The organism is Hymenobacter sp. NBH84 (assembly GCF_014217645.1).
In the GTDB taxonomy this organism is placed as follows: domain Bacteria; phylum Bacteroidota; class Bacteroidia; order Cytophagales; family Hymenobacteraceae; genus Hymenobacter; species Hymenobacter profundi.
In genome coordinates, this window is sequence record NZ_CP043648.1 from 76,097 (window position 1) to 91,034 (window position 14,938).

Annotated in this window: 16 protein-coding genes and 1 pseudogene; 11 read left to right on the forward strand and 6 right to left on the reverse strand. The window is 56.1% G+C overall.

Going from position 1 to position 14,938, the window contains the following annotated elements; all coding sequences use genetic code 11:
• Positions 1 to 5: 5 nt before the first annotated feature.
• From F1C16_RS22100 to F1C16_RS22145, 10 genes and pseudogenes are all read left to right on the forward strand, one after another.
• On the forward strand, positions 6 to 221 hold the full coding sequence (locus tag F1C16_RS22100) for a hypothetical protein (protein ID WP_185284678.1): 216 nt from the start codon (positions 6 to 8) through the stop codon (positions 219 to 221).
• Between the two features lie 171 nt (positions 222 to 392).
• Positions 393 to 1,022, forward strand: a complete 630-nt coding sequence (locus F1C16_RS22105; RefSeq protein ID WP_185284679.1) for a hypothetical protein — start codon at positions 393 to 395, stop codon at positions 1,020 to 1,022.
• A gap of 115 nt (positions 1,023 to 1,137) precedes the next feature.
• The gene (locus F1C16_RS22110; protein WP_185284680.1) at positions 1,138 to 1,410 is read left to right on the forward strand and encodes a hypothetical protein; all 273 of its coding nucleotides are present in this window, start codon (positions 1,138 to 1,140) and stop codon (positions 1,408 to 1,410) included.
• A gap of 62 nt (positions 1,411 to 1,472) precedes the next feature.
• Positions 1,473 to 1,937 carry a hypothetical protein gene (locus F1C16_RS22115; protein ID WP_185284681.1) on the forward strand — a complete coding sequence of 155 codons (465 nt, stop codon included), beginning with the start codon at positions 1,473 to 1,475 and terminating at the stop codon, positions 1,935 to 1,937.
• A complete protein-coding gene (locus F1C16_RS22120; protein ID WP_185284682.1) occupies positions 1,934 to 2,272 on the forward strand; it encodes a helix-turn-helix domain-containing protein in 339 nt (112 codons plus the stop codon). The genes F1C16_RS22115 and F1C16_RS22120 overlap by 4 nt, the downstream gene beginning before the upstream one ends.
• A gap of 239 nt (positions 2,273 to 2,511) precedes the next feature.
• Complete coding sequence (locus F1C16_RS22125; protein WP_185284683.1) at positions 2,512 to 2,886, forward strand: metalloregulator ArsR/SmtB family transcription factor; 375 nt, start codon at positions 2,512 to 2,514, stop codon at positions 2,884 to 2,886.
• The gene (gene merTP, locus F1C16_RS22130; RefSeq protein ID WP_185284684.1) at positions 2,883 to 3,512 is read left to right on the forward strand and encodes a mercuric transport protein MerTP; all 630 of its coding nucleotides are present in this window, start codon (positions 2,883 to 2,885) and stop codon (positions 3,510 to 3,512) included. Before F1C16_RS22125 ends, merTP begins: the two co-directional genes overlap by 4 nt.
• 11 nt (positions 3,513 to 3,523) lie before the next feature.
• Positions 3,524 to 3,772, forward strand: coding sequence for a GDCCVxC domain-containing (seleno)protein (locus F1C16_RS22135; RefSeq protein ID WP_185284685.1), 249 nt, complete (start codon positions 3,524 to 3,526; stop codon positions 3,770 to 3,772).
• A 40-nt stretch (positions 3,773 to 3,812) separates the two neighbouring features.
• Entirely contained in the window at positions 3,813 to 4,025 is a 213-nt protein-coding gene (locus F1C16_RS22140; RefSeq protein WP_185284686.1) for a hypothetical protein, read from the forward strand.
• Positions 4,026 to 4,199: 174 nt separating this feature from the next.
• Positions 4,200 to 4,990, forward strand: a pseudogene (locus F1C16_RS22145) (aminoglycoside phosphotransferase family protein).
• 193 nt (positions 4,991 to 5,183) lie between these two features.
• On the opposite strand, the gene F1C16_RS22150 reads toward F1C16_RS22145, so the two are convergent.
• From F1C16_RS22150 to F1C16_RS22175, 6 genes are all read right to left on the reverse strand, one after another.
• Positions 5,184 to 6,437, reverse strand: coding sequence for a hypothetical protein (locus F1C16_RS22150; RefSeq protein ID WP_185284687.1), 1,254 nt, complete (start codon positions 6,435 to 6,437; stop codon positions 5,184 to 5,186).
• 75 nt (positions 6,438 to 6,512) lie between these two features.
• Positions 6,513 to 7,655, reverse strand: a complete 1,143-nt coding sequence (locus F1C16_RS22155; protein WP_185284688.1) for a replication initiation protein — start codon at positions 7,653 to 7,655, stop codon at positions 6,513 to 6,515.
• Between the two features lie 1,073 nt (positions 7,656 to 8,728).
• A complete protein-coding gene (locus F1C16_RS22160; RefSeq protein WP_185284689.1) occupies positions 8,729 to 9,100 on the reverse strand; it encodes a hypothetical protein in 372 nt (123 codons plus the stop codon).
• Between the two features lie 212 nt (positions 9,101 to 9,312).
• Complete coding sequence (locus F1C16_RS22165; RefSeq protein WP_185284690.1) at positions 9,313 to 10,758, reverse strand: efflux RND transporter periplasmic adaptor subunit; 1,446 nt, start codon at positions 10,756 to 10,758, stop codon at positions 9,313 to 9,315.
• Positions 10,751 to 12,178, reverse strand: a complete 1,428-nt coding sequence (locus tag F1C16_RS22170) for an efflux RND transporter periplasmic adaptor subunit (RefSeq protein WP_185284691.1) — start codon at positions 12,176 to 12,178, stop codon at positions 10,751 to 10,753. Before F1C16_RS22170 ends, F1C16_RS22165 begins: the two co-directional genes overlap by 8 nt.
• Positions 12,156 to 13,403 carry a TolC family protein gene (locus F1C16_RS22175; protein ID WP_185284692.1) on the reverse strand — a complete coding sequence of 416 codons (1,248 nt, stop codon included), beginning with the start codon at positions 13,401 to 13,403 and terminating at the stop codon, positions 12,156 to 12,158. Before F1C16_RS22175 ends, F1C16_RS22170 begins: the two co-directional genes overlap by 23 nt.
• Before the next feature lie 395 nt (positions 13,404 to 13,798).
• On the opposite strand from F1C16_RS22175, the gene F1C16_RS22180 reads away from it, so the two are divergent.
• Entirely contained in the window at positions 13,799 to 14,890 is a 1,092-nt protein-coding gene (locus F1C16_RS22180; protein ID WP_185284693.1) for a dsDNA nuclease domain-containing protein, read from the forward strand.
• Positions 14,891 to 14,938: the final 48 nt, after the last annotated feature.

A 14,938-nucleotide genomic window follows, 5' to 3' on the forward strand; every position in this document is an offset into this window, starting at 1 on the left:
CCGCTATGCAGGACGACGAATTAACATTTTTAGAGGACCAGCTTGCCGGAACGGAGCTACTTGCTTGCATGATGTGCGGCGAGGACACCCTACATGCCCACGCGGAAGTGCTGGAGGTGTACTCTATGGCTACCGAATTGCTGATGCAGTGCACCTGCTGCCAAACCGAGCGAACGTGGATTGATTGGACGCCGCCTAAGCCAAAAGCTCAGATTAATTAAGCTAACCATTTCCACAGGCATCAAGCCTGAAAGCCCCGCTTTAGCCAGTGGGGCTTTTTTGGTCTTTTAAAATTGTATTTAATGCGATTATAAATTGCATAAAATGCAACTATTGAAAGGGTCTTAGCGTTTCCTAATAAGAAGCAATCACCCATTTAAAGGCTAATTGTAATGGAAAAGACCACCGCACCCGATGCTGCTACCCTAGCGGCCGAGCCACTGTTGTTTAGCCTGCACAGCAGCCAGATACTAGCCAGCAATGAGAAAGGCCATCCGTTCTGGAAGCCCCTGCCGCCGCGCCTGTTTGTGCAGGTGCAGCCCGAGCAACCCGAACGGGCGTGCATTGTGGCTCTGTGTGGGACCACCGGCAAGCGGTTTCTTACCCACGCCTATGAGCATGGACCATTTCAGCTGCAGGATGGGCAGCGGCTGCCTACCGTGTGTGCCCTCGGTGTGTACTTCGCCAGCCAGCACCGAGCCATGTTTCCGGCCGAAGGGGCAGCCATGCTGCTAGGCGTTGACGGCAGCATTCAGGAAATCCGGCCCACGAAAGGCAAGACCTTCAAGCTGGAACAGTTGTATGCGGCCTTAAGCTGCGATTATATCGACGTGCACCATCCCCAGCACGGTTTGTATCAGGACTGGATACTGGTTTTCGACGATGAAGGCAAGTTCAAGGAGCGACCCATCAACCCACTCGCCACGGCCCTTTGGTATGAAACATACCCGCTTGACCACTACTCCCCCGTGGACGTGGTAGCCGGTCCGGTGCTGTTGATGAAGTCCCAAATGATGAGGTAATACCCACAGCATCCCGGTTGGCCAGTGGCTGGCCGGGATGTTTGGCAACCGGGCCTTTCCAAAGGTATTTTGTAGTAAGTGCAATTCTGTTTTGTACATTGTGCATAGAATAGCTATGGCTGTTTCCTTCCCTGCTGCCCTTTTTGATTTTGACCTACCGCCGCTGAAAGCTGCCAGAGCCAGACTTACTGATGTACTCAATCATCCGGCTTTTTCTGCCGAGCGCCGGCAAAGGGCCGAGCAGCTGATGATGACTACTTCTGATTCGCAGCAGGTCTGGCAATGGGCGAGGCTGGCGCTACTGGAAAGTGAGCGATGGGAGGATGCAGTACTGGCCTGGGAGGAGTCACAAACCGGTCCTCCTGCTTATCCTGCTTATCCATACTAATGAGCTCGACTGTACGTAACCCTGGCAGAATACCTGACTCCTTTTCTCAACTTCCTCTACTAATGGAAAACCTGCGCAACATTCCCGGCGTCCAAATGGCCCCATCGTTCAACTTTACCGGGGTTCGTGCTCAGCTTGCCCAGTGTGACCTGGTCGTGCACCCCGCCCAGGGGTGGGCCATTGCCACCGAGCCACCAGAGGCCAGAGTTACTGGCTTTAATGAATGCGCAGAGAATCTGGCGGCCAAGATTTGCATCGAGTATGACATTGCTCCAACCGCGCTGGTACTGGTAGCACACTACGTGTACGCCGGAAACGAGTATTATTTCCTGTACCACTTTGTGCATGGTGACCATGACATTTTTGGTGGTATCACTTTTATCGGGGCACACCGGAAACTGCTTGACGCCGGTCAAGTAGCCCAGCTTCTGCAGCACCTTCTAGCAGGCGGCCAGCCCGGCCCCGAAATGATTGCCATTCAGAACCCTGTCCAGCCCCTGCGCCGCAGAACACGACTATCCCTATGACCCGCCACCAGATTTCCATTCAAGCCAAGGCAGCCACGGTCACGGCTAGCACCCTTGCCGAATTACTGCAACAGACTGGCACCAAGATAATGCAGTTCAGCGAGGGTCTGGATATCAACCACCGCACAGCCCAGCGCCGCATGAAGGAGCCCGAAACGCTCACTATCAAGGAACTGCTGGCCCTAGCTGCGATGCTGAGAGTGCCAGAGCAACAGCTGCTCGACCTTATTCGTGATGAGTACCAGAATCGGCCCGCGCAGGCTGAGGGAGAGGCATCAATAGATGAAGGCCAAATTCCTCTAACTAAAAAAGGGCCAACTAAGAAGGCGTCTTAGTTGTGAGTTATTTGGCACCGTAAGGGGCGTTTTGCCTTGGCTGTAATGTTAGGTGCCCAGCAAGCAACCCGAGGCAAGGAAGAGGACATACTAGCTCAGCTTGAAAACGCCAAAATTCAGAATAATGGGTTTGACCGTCTAGGTAAGGGAAGCAACCCAGCACCGTGGAACGTGATTGGTGAAATGTATTTTAGTGTTTTCTTAAATAAGAAAACACTACTTTTGTATAAATTCTATTTATGACTGGTTCTTCTTGCATCCGGGTATTTGCCGACACCGAACACATTGAACAGTGCCAGCGGCAGCTGACGGCCGTGGAGCCGGGGCTAGCCGCATTGGCGGCGGTGCTGAGTCTGGCCGGCAACGAAGTGCGCCTGAAGATGCTGTTTTTGCTAGCCCAGGAGCAACAGCTGTGCGTGTGCGACATGGCCGATGTGTTGCAAATGAATGTCTCGGCCATCTCCCAACACTTGCGCAAGCTCAAGGACGGCGGTATGATTCAGGCTCGAAAAGTGGGTCAAACCGTGTTTTACTCGCTGACTCCCGCGCAACTGCCCTTGGTGCAACTCCTACTGGCATCCGTTTCCACTTCCCTCACTGCCTCCGTAGCATGACCCAATCCGCTTCCACTCCCACCAAGTCCCTAGCCGGAACGGGCCTACTGGCCGCGCTGGCCGCTTCGCTGTGCTGCATCACCCCCTTGCTGGCCATCGTCGGCGGGCTGGGCGGCGTTGCCTCCACCTTCTCGTGGCTGGAGCCCCTGCGTCCCTACCTAATAGCCTTGACGGTGGGCGTACTCGGCTTTGGCTGGTACCAGCAGCTCCGGCCTGCGCCGGTGGCGGCCGATGACTGTGGCTGCCCCGTGCCGGCCAAGCCCTCCCTGATGCAGTCGCGCGGCTTTCTGGCCAGTGTGACGGTGCTGGCCGGGCTGCTGCTAGCCTTTCCCTACTACAGTGCCCGTTTCTACCCGTCGTCGGCACCCAAACCGGTGGCGGCTACCAGCGTAGCTCCGGTGTGGCAAACGAGCGCTTACCGCATTGGCGGCATGACGTGCGAGGCCTGCGCCCGCCACGTGGAGCACGACGTGCAGCAGCTGCCAGGCGTGCAGAGCGTGCGGGTGTCTTATGACCAGGGCACCGCTCAGGTACGCTTTAACCCAGCAGTAACCCCTGCTGCCCAGGTAGAGAAAGCCATTAACGGCACTGGCTACTCGGTTCTGAACCCAACCCCTTCCCGCTAATCGTCCCGGCTATGATTCCCTTGACGCCTACTACTCCTACGCCATCCGTCACGCTGATTTCGGTGCTCACCTGCCCCGTATGTCAGCACGCGCAAGCCGAGCAGATGCCCACTGATGCCTGCCAGTGGTTTTACGAATGCACCAGCTGCCACACCGTGCTTAAGCCCCTAGCCGGTGACTGCTGCGTGTATTGCTCTTATGGTACGGTGCCCTGTCCGCCTATTCAGGAGCAGGGCAAAGGGGCCTGCGGCTGCTGCTAGTTACTTTCACCTTGCTTTTCACCCCATTACCTCCCCATTCATGAAAAACTTCCTGCTTGCCCTAACCCTGCTGGCCACTATTGGCAGTGCTTCGGCCAACGACGGTAAACCCGGCAAAAAGAACAAAAAAGCGGCTAAGGAAGCGGCTATGCAGTGCTCGAAAGACGAGAAGCCCGGCGCCAGCTGCTGCGCCAAGAAGCCCACGACGGCTGCCGTCATAACGCCGGTTGTTCCGGATGCGGCCAAGAAGTAAGCATCCCATCCTGCAGCGGACACGCGACTGCTGAGACCTCATAAGAAAAGTGCCTGACTCCCGTGGTCAAGCACTTTTTTGTTCTTCAGCGAGTATAAAACGGCTGTCGTCTCGCTCAGCAATTCTCTCATTTCGCCAGTCGGACGGTAAAACCGGAAGATGCCCAGCCTTGCCATTTTTGCGCCTTCCCTCGCTCGTTGGGACTTGATTCCCGAAGGCCCGCCGCTCTATACCGCCAGCAGCGCCCTATTGCCGGTGCGCTATGCCGGCGGGCCGGCCATGCTGAAAATAGCCCGCACCCTGGAAGAACAGCGGGGCGCATCCCTGATGGTTTGGTGGGCTGGCAAAGGCGCCGCCTACGTCTTGGCTCAGGCCGGCGCCGCGCTCTTGCTGGAGCGGATTGAAAGCCCAACAAACTTGGCTGCCCTGGTCGATAGCGGTCGGGACGACGAAGCCAGCCGCATTATTTGCGCTACTGCCGCGAACCTGCATACGCCCCGCGCTCAGCCCTATCCCACGACGCTCATTCCGTTATCAGCGTGGTTTCAAGCACTGGAACAAGCAAGCGAACACGGTGGCGTGCTGCGGCTGGCTGCGGCCGTCGCCCGTTTGTTGCTTGCCACCCCGCACCACGTCACGGTCCTGCACGGCGACCTGCATCACGGCAATGTGCTTGATGCCGGTCCGCGTGGGTGGCCATCGACCCCAAGGGATTGGTGGGCGAACGGGCGTTTGACTTCGTCAACATCTTCTGCAATCCCGGCGACCAGGTGCCCACAGCCCCCGGCCGGCTGCTGCGCCAAGTGTCGGTCGTTGCACCCGCGGCTAACGTGTCGCCAGAACGGCTGCTGCAATGGATACTGGCTTACGCGGGATTGTCAGCGGCGTGGTTGATACAAGACAACGAGAGCCCTGCCTTGCCCTTAGCCGTTGCGCAATTGGCAGCGGATGCCTTGAATGAGTAGAGGCGATTTAGAAGGGCAGGCCCTCGTTTTTAACAGGGTCTCAAGAGCTCACTGGCGTCTTGTATAAGCTACTGCTAATAGCTAAGTTAAAGGAGGGTTCTGTGTATCATCCGCACTTTGATTACCCATTTTATAGCAGCGCTGGGCATTTTAGAGATACTTCCAGAGACCTATATACTTGCACTCACACGAGCTAATCCCAAACGGTCCTTACATAAAAAGGCTGCCCCAATGCTTCAGTTAAGTATTTCGCAGCGGCTCGTGCTCCCGCTTCGTTTACATCCATGCTTTGAACGGGGAAGTTCGTAATGCTACAGAGTAGATAACTCCCTTCTACCACGGTGGCGTGCTCAAGTTGAAGCAGCGCCTGTGTAATTTCCGAGTGGCCATCATGCGTAGCCAGATTGGAAAAGCCGGCTGGGCCCGAGTCCCCATTTTTGGTGAATAACTCCTGAGAGGCAGCATGGGCAACGCGCTTGGCTTCCTCAACCGCTTCCTTCACTTTCTTCAAGGTTGCGGCCTCGACTATTACCTGCTTGATTTTAGGAATGGATTGCAAGGGCAGGTCATCGAGACGCACTTTCTGCATATCTACGCGCAGTTTACTGAGCGACTCAAATGAGAGCACACCGGTGTTTGAAATGAGCGCCCTATCGTAGTCGCGGTCATAATTGTTACTGCCAGCATCATACAGATTGCGCAACTCCCCAACAATCTGTTTTGCTTCCTTATCTGACTGAACCAGAATAATAAGCTTGCTGAAGCTATAGCTACCGTTTTGAAGAAAGAAGGCCATGCCGGGCTCTTCAAACCGTTCGTTTACATCGGCCCAGCGCCACTCCCTTTCGTGGGTCCAATCCATCTTCGTCTTACGGGTGAGATTGGTGGCAACGTAGCGGTACTGTTCACGCAAGCCAATTCCAAGCGAGGAGTGTAGCGTTCGCAGTCCAATTCCTCCAAACGAGTCGTTTTTATCTGCCTCCCGATGCGGGGAGCTGGTGCCATATATGACCGGCCGCGCTCCGGCCTCGAATAGTTCATTCCGCAAGAATGCCAAGCCGTAGTTCTGCACTGTGAGTTCAGAGTTTCTGGTGATAGCATAGTCAATTAAGCCGTGCAGCGGCATTTCCGTGAAGCAGACGGCGGCCTTGGGCCCGTAGATGGTGGGCAAAAGGCCGGCTTTGGTGCGCCGGTACGACCAGCCGGCTTTCAGGAAGCCATCATGCAAGATTTTGCGTAGCACGCCGAAGGCAGACGCATCCGGCTCTAAGTTCCAGTCGTTGTCATATTGGGGCGATAGGAACAAAGGCTTGCCCGCGTAAGTGAAACCATCGGGCTGGTCCAGTGGCTCAAACGTATCAGGTTCTGCGGAGAAGAATGCCGGGTCCGTTTCTGGATTACGCCGGTGAATGAAGTGGATGACCCATTGGGAGATGTCGGTTCTCATTGTCAAATGCGGCTGAACTTACCTAATCGGGGCTTAAAGATCACCCTGACCTCCCACACTAGGTACGAGGCTCCACTATAGATTTAGGGCCTGCTGCACAATTAAATGAGCCTCGGCAGCTTCCTTCTTCGCATCCAGCTTGGCTTGTTTGGCATCTTCCAGCGCCTGTTTGCCCGCCCGCACAAAGGCGGCGTTGCAGTAGCGTAGCTTATCGTCGATGTGGCGATTGGAACGGTTCTTTAGGTCCCAGGCCCGCAGCAGCTCCAAGGCGCCTTCCTGCTTGAGAATGGGCGCATATTTGACAATGTTCGCATCAGTCACTTTCCACTCCCGGAGCCGCTGAATGATGCTGCCCGTCGCCGAGTTTTCCAGCCAGGAATCCGGGATGTCCTTCAGCGCCGGCCCTTTCTTCAAGTCAAACCGAAAGCGGATGATTTTCTTACGGCCCCGGGTGGGCCGGGTCGTCTCGTAGATGGGGGTGAAGGTAAACTCGTAGTCGGTGCCGGCCAATTCCTTTTCCGGCTCCTTCATGGTGTTATCAATGAGCAGCTTGGTGTTCGGGTATTTCAGCAGGGGCTCCCCGTCCTTGCCCTTCTTCACCTGGCCGCGCTTGTCGTACTCGTGCCAGCAGTCCATGTACTGCCGGTATTCCTCCACTGGCACTTCCCAGCGCCCTTTGTCCTGCCAGGCCGCCAGAATTTCAAAAAAGCGCATGCTGTACCAGCTTTTCAGATTCATGTAGCCGTGCAGCGGGAATTTGCTGTAGTGGGCGGCCTTCACCAGGTATGGCGCGAGCTGCGGGTTGAGCAGGATGGTGATGATGCCGTCCTTATAGCCGACCCGCTGCTCTTTGGTAGTATCAAGCAGGTGCCGGAAATACCATTCCTTGCGGTCGATGCTCTCAAACTCCCACTTCATGTCGGCTAGCTCGTAGAGCGCACCCTTGATTTTCGAGTAGGCCGTATCGGCATCAATGTCCGTCCCTTCGATAATGGAGGAGATGTGCAGTTGGTAGAAGTCCCGCAGCTGGTAGTCATTGTCGCGGATTTGGTCGATGACCCGCGCCATGATGCGCTTGCCGTAAACAGAAATCTTCTTCTGGTGGGCAAAGGTGACGTTCCAGTGCTGCTTGACTTCCCCCCGGTATTCGGGCTCGTACTTCAGGCCAAGCTCCAGCATGGGGGTGGAGGGGGCGCGGGAAATGCGTTTATCGGCCATAGGAGGATAGCAGCAGCGGTGAACCTTTGATGTGCAAGGTAGTAAACAAAGTATAAAACACTAAGGTGTGTATTCGGCCACCTTAGTGTTTTAGCGAAGTGCTCACATTACCGATGTTTGATGGCCTTGAACACCTGTCCAAACCTTAGCTTTTGAATCGGGAAACTCAGTGCTTTCCCCCGAGATAGTACCTGTCCAAACCTTACTTTTTACCGTTGGTTTGTGTGGATAAGTGCCTGTCCAAAGCTTACTTTTTGCCTGTCCAAAACTTACTTTTCTCAGGGGATAACCTGTCCAAACCTTAGCTTAAGATGCCTCAGCACCTGTCCGAAGCTTACTTTTTACCTGTCCAGAACTTAGTCTTTGGCCGTTTACTCCTTATAGTAAACTAGTATGTTATTTTTAACTATTCAGTAAAAAGACAACTATCTAGTTTGCCCGACGGAGAAGGTATATAAGGCTCGTAAGGATGTACCCCAAATGCACAAGGAGAACAAAAAACAAAGTCCAAAAAGGTAAAAAACCGTGATTGCACTTTTCTGCTTTTTTATACCACTATTCTTATAATAATTCATTTATTTACTATGCCACTAAGCTAAGACCTAATCTTATCATTTGAGTCTCTTCTGGCTATAGGAAGCAAAGGCACCCCTCACGAGCCAGCACGAAGCGACAGCCCTCCTCATGGCCTCTAAAAAGCCCACAAAGCACCCACACGCTGCGCAAGGCCTTCAATCCAGGGAAACACTTGCGGCTGACGTTTCGAGCGCAACTGAGCGAAAATCCGGGAACAGCCGAAAGCAGTTGCTTCCTAAGGCTATCAAAGTATTAAAAACAGCCTTAAGGTCATTAACAACCGCGTTTATACCCTCATCTACAACCCTGCCTTCACGCCAGCCAGGTCCTGCCAAACACGGAACCCCCGGCGTTGTGGCGACACCAGGGGCTCAGAAGCGGGTTGAATAACATGCTAAATTATTTCAAATCAATCGGATGCGTTTCTTAAAAGCTTAAAAATAAAGCCCGCAAAGGCACGCTAGGCGTGCAAACCCATGCTTTGAGAACAAGACCTCCTAGTTAGGTAGCGCATCAAAAGCAGCTAGCTCAGCTTTGAATTTGCTTAAATCCGCTTCTGTATCCAAGAAAAAGAAGTGACGGCGACCCGTCACTGGGCCCATCTCAAATTCGATTTGCTGCGCATTGTAGCCAAATACTCCTAGCAGAGTCCGAATGAGAGCCGGCTTAGGCTTTGCCGAAGGGCCGAAATAAAGGCTATGTAATGCAGCTTCATCAACTGACTGGCCCAGCTCGCTGCATTGGGCGAGCAATGTTGGCAATTCTGCGGACCCATAGGAGCGCAAATGGCCGCGCACCAAGCGCAGTCCTTCCTCATAATTTACACCAAGTGCGGCATTGAAAGTGGGAAATTCAAGGGTAGTCACCATCAGGCTAAGGAGCAAATAAAGCGTGGTAGAATGCCGGCAAAGATAGAAAAGCACTGCAATGGACAGGGGAGACCTTGCGGACTCTGCGAAGCACAAATTGACAAGACGGTGCATTGCCGCTAAGTGCCGGCAAGGAAAAAGCTGCTGCTGCAGTTGCGCGGGTTTCCTTACCGGCGTTACCGTGCTACTCTGGCTGTTGCTAGCCTTTCCCATTACGGGGTAGGCTTTTCCATATCCATACCCGCCATGGGGTCGGTGCCCTGATACAAAGCATACTCGCTTTCTAGCAGGTAAGCCCCGCTGACCACCACCAGTGCATCGGCGTCCAGGCCCCCGGTAATGGCTACGGTCTCATCTGTTTCAGCCCCCGTGGTGACGTTAAGGCGTCGGAAACGGCCCCCAGCATCTACCTGCTGCCAGACGTAGCTGCCGCGGCTGTCGTGCAGCACGGCGTCCTGGGGCAGGGTCCGCGCACTGGTCGCAGCGCGCCGACTGGTCAGACGCACGTTGGCCTGCATGCCCGGCTGCAGCCGCCCGCCGGGGTTGGCCACCAGTACGCGCAGCAAAGTGACCTTGCTGTTGGCCTGCCGCTCGGGGCTTAGAAAGACCACGCGGCCGGAGTAGGTATCCGGCCGGCCGGATACCTGCACCTGCACAGACTGGCCCATCGCAATGCCGGCCACTTCTTCGGGGTAGAGCTGGGCTTCCACCCACACCGAAAAGAGGTTGGTAAGCGACACGAGCAGGGAGCCCTCGCCCACGTACTGCCCTTCCGTGACGCCCACGGCTTGCACCAGGCCCGCCTGCGGGCTGTAAAAGGTCAGGGAAGTAGTTGGCCGGCCCGTGGCGGCCAGGGTGCGCAGCTGCCCCTCGGTCAGCCCCAGCAGCCGCAGCCGCTGGCGGGCGCTGGCCACCAGGCGGCCGTACTGGTTGACACTCTTCCCCACGGCCCGCTGCTGGGCCAGGGCCAAGAGGTATTCCTGTTGCAGGGCCTGTAGCTGCTCGCTGTAGATGGACACCAGCGGGGCCCCCGCCCGAATGGACTCACCCGTCTGGCGCACGAACAGCCGCTCGACGCGCCCGGCCACCCGGCTGCTGACCGTGCGGGTTTGGTTGGCGTTGGCGGTGATGGTGCCCGTGAGCACGGTGCTGCCGACTGCGCTGCCCGAGGGGCCGAAGGCGGCCACGCGAATGCCTGCCAGCTGCCGCTGTTGGGCGCTCAGCATCACTTCCGGCGCCGAGGTTGTCGTGCCGGAAGTGGCCTTTGCTGCTGGAGCCGCTTTGGTCGCTTTCACTAAGTCCATGCCGCAAATGGGGCATTTGCCGGGCTCTTTGCGGCTGATTTGGGGATGCATCGGGCAGGTGTAGTGCGTGAGTGCAGCCGGCGCGACGGCGGCAGCGGGTTTAGCCGCCGCCTGTTTGGTGGCTTTAACCAGGTCCATGGAGCAGATGGGGCACTGGCCGGGCTTATCCCGCACGATTTGCGGGTGCATGGGGCAGGTAAAGTACGTGGTGGTGCCGTCGTGAGCCTCACTCTGCTGCTCGGGGGCAGCTTGCTGGCATGCGCTAACCCCGAAGGCCAACAGGCCCGCCAGCAGCAGGAAGGCCGGCAGACGATGCACGACAAAGCGCAGGGGCAGTCTAAGGAAGCTATTCATCACGGTAGTCGGTTTGGGGCTGGTTGGTCGTGGGGGCAGTTTGCACGAAGCCTTCGCTGTCCACGAGGAATTGGGCGTTGGTTGCCACCGCGTCCTGGGTGGTAAGGCCCTGCAGGATTTGCACCCGCTCGGCGCTGCGGCGGCCGGTCTGCACCGGCACGGCCTGAAAGGCCCCGCCGCGGCGCACAAAGGCCACCTGGCGGTTGCCCAGGTCCACCACCGCCGCCCGGGGCAGCCACAGCCCGCCGACGGCTGGCACGCTGACCGTGCCCGTGAGCAGGGCGCCACTGCGCAGGCGCTCGTCGGCATTGCTGAGGTGAACCCGCACAGCGCCGGTGCGGGCCCCTTCGCGGAAGAAGGGCTCTATCAAATCAATGCGCGCCGTGCGGGCCCGCGCCGGGTTGTTTTCGGGCAGTACCCGAATGGGTTGGCCCACCTGCAGGGCGGCCAGCTCGTCGGGCTGGGGCTCGAACACGCCCCACACCTGCCGGGTGTTGACCACCCGAAACAAGGTCTGGCCCGCCGTGATGTAGGCGCCTTCGGTAAGCGTCAGACCGGCTTCGGCCGGCAGGGACGCAGCGGCCGAGGCGCTGCTCAGGGAAGGAGCACCGCCCGCCATAGGGTCTGCCCCACCACTGTTCATGCCGCCCGCTTCCGGGGCCGGCGGAGGTGGCAGGGCCCCACCGGGCTGGGCCGGCTGCTCGACCACGTATCCCGAGTAGGGGCTGTAGATGGCCACGCTGTAGCTGGGCTTGCGGGTGGCGATGGTTTGGTTGATTTGCGCGTCGGTCAAACCCAGCAGGCGCAGCTTCTGGCGGGCACCCCGCAGCAGGGTCTGGTTCTCCGCGTCGTTGGTGAGGATGAAAATCAGCTCCTGCTGGGCCGTCACCAGTTGGGGGCTGTACACTTCGAGCAGCTTCTGGCCCTTGCTGACGGGCTGGTAGTTGTAGCGCACGAGCAGCTTTTCCACCCGCCCCCCAAAGCGGGCGGCAATGACTTCCGTGCGGCGCGTGTCGTACTCCACCCGGCCGGTCAGGGTCAGCGTAAGGTCCGGGGTGCTGGCCGACGGGTACACCGTGGCCTGGGTGGAAACGACCGTGGCATCGGGCGAATTGAGCAGGTTCTGTAGGGTGCCACTGGCCGGGGCCTGAGCACCGTCGGCCTTGGGCTTTTTCACCAAGTCCATGCCGCAGATGGGGCACTGGCCGGGCTTATCCCGAATGATTTGCGGGTGCATGGGGCAGGTATACACATCCCCCGCAGCTTCGTGGTTGTGCGCGTCGGCGGCCGGTGCCTCCGCAGTGCCGACCGCTCCCAGGGGCTTTTTATCCGACTGGCAGGCGCCCAGCAGCAGAGTCAGCGGCAGGGCCAGCAGCACGAGCCGGGCCCGCCTAGGGCTATTGTTCCAGCTCTTTTTCATATGCGATTTGCTGAGTGAGTTGTTGTTGCAGGTTGTCCAGGTATTCCAGCCGGGTTCTTTTCAGGGTCGTCCAGGCTTCGAGCACCTGAAACAGCTGGCCGGTATTCTGCTCGTAGGCCAGCATGGTGGCCTGGTAGCTTTTGCGCAGGGCGGGCAGGATGCGCCGCTCAAAGGCGCGGGTCTGGTCACGGCGTAGTGCCAGGTCGGTTTGCAGGCTGGCCAGCCGGCCGGCGGCTTCGTTGAGTACGTCTTCGCGCTGCTTGCGCAGGGCCTGGGCCTCTAAACCCAGGGCGGCGGTGTTGGCCTTGTACTCCCGCGCTGCCCAGGGCACCAGCGGCAAGCTCACGGAGCCCATCAGCGTGAATTGATTGGCCCCCGTGCCCAGGAAAGGCATGTGGTCGAACTGCACACCGAAGTCGGGCAGGCGGCGGCTGGCTTCCAGGTTCTGGCTCAGGCGCACGGTGGTCAGGGCCCGGTCTAAGCTGCGCACGTCGCTGCGGCGGCTGGCCAGCGCGGCCGTATCGACCGGCGTAGGGGCGAGCGTTTGGGTGGTCAGTACAGCCGTGTCCACGGCAAAGGCTTCGTTGCGCGGCCGGTTCATGAGCGTATTCAGGGCAATCAGGTTTTGCGCGGCCAGGGCCGACGCCTGCCGGTGGTCGTTGAGGTGCATTTCCAGCCGGGCTTTGGCGTCGTAGATGCTGGGCAGCGTGGCCTGGTTGTAGGGGTAGCGCGCTTCGGCCAGCTTGATGAGAAAGCGCAGCAATTCCTCGTTCTCGTCCAGCACGGCCAGCTTTTGAGTGAGCACGGCCTGCTCCACGTATAGCGTCTTGGCCTGCGCGCGCAGCTGCACCAGCCGGTACTGTTGGTCGGCGAGCACCGAGGCCGCCTGGCTGCTCAGGTACTCACGCCGGGCACGCTGTTTAGCCGGGTTGGGAATCATCTGCTCCACCGATACGATGGCCTGACCCTGCAGCTGGTTGCTGCCGGCCCCGCCATTCATACCGCTCAGCTCGCGGGCCTTGCGTTGGTTGTAGGGCGTCATCCACAGCCCGGCGCTGACTTTGGGGGCTTCCCAACTGTTGTAGCCGGCCACGGCCGCTTCCTTGGCCTGGGCCTGGTAAGCGTACTGCTGCACGGCGGGGTTGCGGCGCTCCACCCGCTGCAGTACCGAATCCAGGGGCAACACCGGGCCGCGCAGACTCGCCGGATGCATGTCCTTGCCCATGGTTGGGTGTTGTTAAACAAACAGGGGAAAACCTCCGACTCGGATGCCAATTAGCTTGACTGCTAGTGATAAGGTTCAAATGCGCCGTAAGAGTAGCGAGGGATGATAGTTTTACACGCTCCTTAACCCAATCGGAAAAGACGAGCGAAAACGAACGTTTACACTATCGCTCGCCCTATTGCATCATGCATTAAATTGTTTAACAAGGAGTTGCGCTCGAAAATCAGTTGCTTGCGCCCCTGAGTCGGAGGTTTTCCCCTATTTGTTTAACAACACCCTTACTAGTACTGGTTTGTAACTTTTATCACATGCCCTTGGAGGGAGCGATACATCTGACTTTTATGCTTAGCATTGCCCAAAACTTGCGACTCTCTGCAAGCAACCTGCCATAAAGCATGAATATAAAGGATAGGGTATTTTCTGTGGTGCCGAGGGAGAACAGCGGCCCAATGGCTTCCAATAGATTCGATTTTCAAAAGAATTGGGCAATTACTAAAATATTAGAACTTCATGCTAAGCCAGAAGACTATTTAGTCAGTTTTGAATACCATGATGATATTATCGTTTTTGACTCTAGCTCTGACCCAAAGAAAATATCATTTTATCAAGTTAAAACTAAGACCGAAAAGGCCGCTCATTGGACTGTTAACGCGCTAATCAAGAGAGAAAGCGGTAAAAATGGTCCTTTAAACTCTTTTATAGGTAAATTATATGATAATATCATCAAACACAAAGGGGATGTATTGTCCCTAACATTTGTTACTAATTCAAGAATAAAGGGTAAGCTTTCTAATGATATAAGTTGCGTAGATATTTCAGGGTTCTGTTGCAATCAATTGTGTGATAAAGATTTAAACACAATCATCGATGCATTAAAGGCGGAACACTCATTGAGTGACCTTGGAGATTTCAAGGATTTAATGTTTTTCAAGTTAGGGGAGTTAGATATTAACCACCATGACCAACTAGCGAAAGCACAGTTAGCGGACTTCATTGATGCCAAATTTCCAGGTGCTAAATATCAGATTGTTCCATTATATAAAAGCATATTCGACGAAGTCAGAAAGAAGAGCAATGTGGAAGAAGTGATAGTGGACTTCGAGACACTTAAGCGAAAAAAATCGATTAGCAGAGATGATTTCGACAAGTACTTGCAAGTTGTGACTAAGAATTCATCAATTGAATCTACAATGGCTTCTATTGAAGGCAGGCTGAACGCAGAACAAGTCAGCGTTGGCTTCATAAGAACATTCAAGCGTTATGCAAAGATTTTTGAGGTAGAGCGCATGAACCATGCAAATCGGATGCTCAAGACAGTTATCGATGAATCTAATCTAATTGTCAAGGCAAGTACTTGCGATGAAGCGACCCTTTGGGCAACCTTAGATTGCTTGTATGCAGAGGTGAAGAGGACTATTGCTGCCGCTAGCTTTATAGAGGATGATTATTTAAGAACAATACTCCTTTTCCACTTCTACGAACAATGATAAAAGGAAACTTTAAACAACTCGTTCACACCCTGCGAAATTGGCCAA

Coding starts and splice junctions, on each gene's coding strand:
- F1C16_RS22100 (WP_185284678.1), top strand. CDS start 6: ATGCAGGACGACGAATTAACATTTTTAGAGGACCAGCTTGCCGGAACG.
- F1C16_RS22105 (WP_185284679.1), top strand. CDS start 393: ATGGAAAAGACCACCGCACCCGATGCTGCTACCCTAGCGGCCGAGCCA.
- F1C16_RS22110 (WP_185284680.1), top strand. CDS start 1,138: ATGGCTGTTTCCTTCCCTGCTGCCCTTTTTGATTTTGACCTACCGCCG.
- F1C16_RS22115 (WP_185284681.1), top strand. CDS start 1,473: ATGGAAAACCTGCGCAACATTCCCGGCGTCCAAATGGCCCCATCGTTC.
- F1C16_RS22120 (WP_185284682.1), top strand. CDS start 1,934: ATGACCCGCCACCAGATTTCCATTCAAGCCAAGGCAGCCACGGTCACG.
- F1C16_RS22125 (WP_185284683.1), top strand. CDS start 2,512: ATGACTGGTTCTTCTTGCATCCGGGTATTTGCCGACACCGAACACATT.
- merTP (WP_185284684.1), top strand. CDS start 2,883: ATGACCCAATCCGCTTCCACTCCCACCAAGTCCCTAGCCGGAACGGGC.
- F1C16_RS22135 (WP_185284685.1), top strand. CDS start 3,524: ATGATTCCCTTGACGCCTACTACTCCTACGCCATCCGTCACGCTGATT.
- F1C16_RS22140 (WP_185284686.1), top strand. CDS start 3,813: ATGAAAAACTTCCTGCTTGCCCTAACCCTGCTGGCCACTATTGGCAGT.
- F1C16_RS22150 (WP_185284687.1), bottom strand. CDS start 6,437: ATGAGAACCGACATCTCCCAATGGGTCATCCACTTCATTCACCGGCGT.
- F1C16_RS22155 (WP_185284688.1), bottom strand. CDS start 7,655: ATGGCCGATAAACGCATTTCCCGCGCCCCCTCCACCCCCATGCTGGAG.
- F1C16_RS22160 (WP_185284689.1), bottom strand. CDS start 9,100: ATGGTGACTACCCTTGAATTTCCCACTTTCAATGCCGCACTTGGTGTA.
- F1C16_RS22165 (WP_185284690.1), bottom strand. CDS start 10,758: ATGAATAGCTTCCTTAGACTGCCCCTGCGCTTTGTCGTGCATCGTCTG.
- F1C16_RS22170 (WP_185284691.1), bottom strand. CDS start 12,178: ATGAAAAAGAGCTGGAACAATAGCCCTAGGCGGGCCCGGCTCGTGCTG.
- F1C16_RS22175 (WP_185284692.1), bottom strand. CDS start 13,403: ATGGGCAAGGACATGCATCCGGCGAGTCTGCGCGGCCCGGTGTTGCCC.
- F1C16_RS22180 (WP_185284693.1), top strand. CDS start 13,799: ATGAATATAAAGGATAGGGTATTTTCTGTGGTGCCGAGGGAGAACAGC.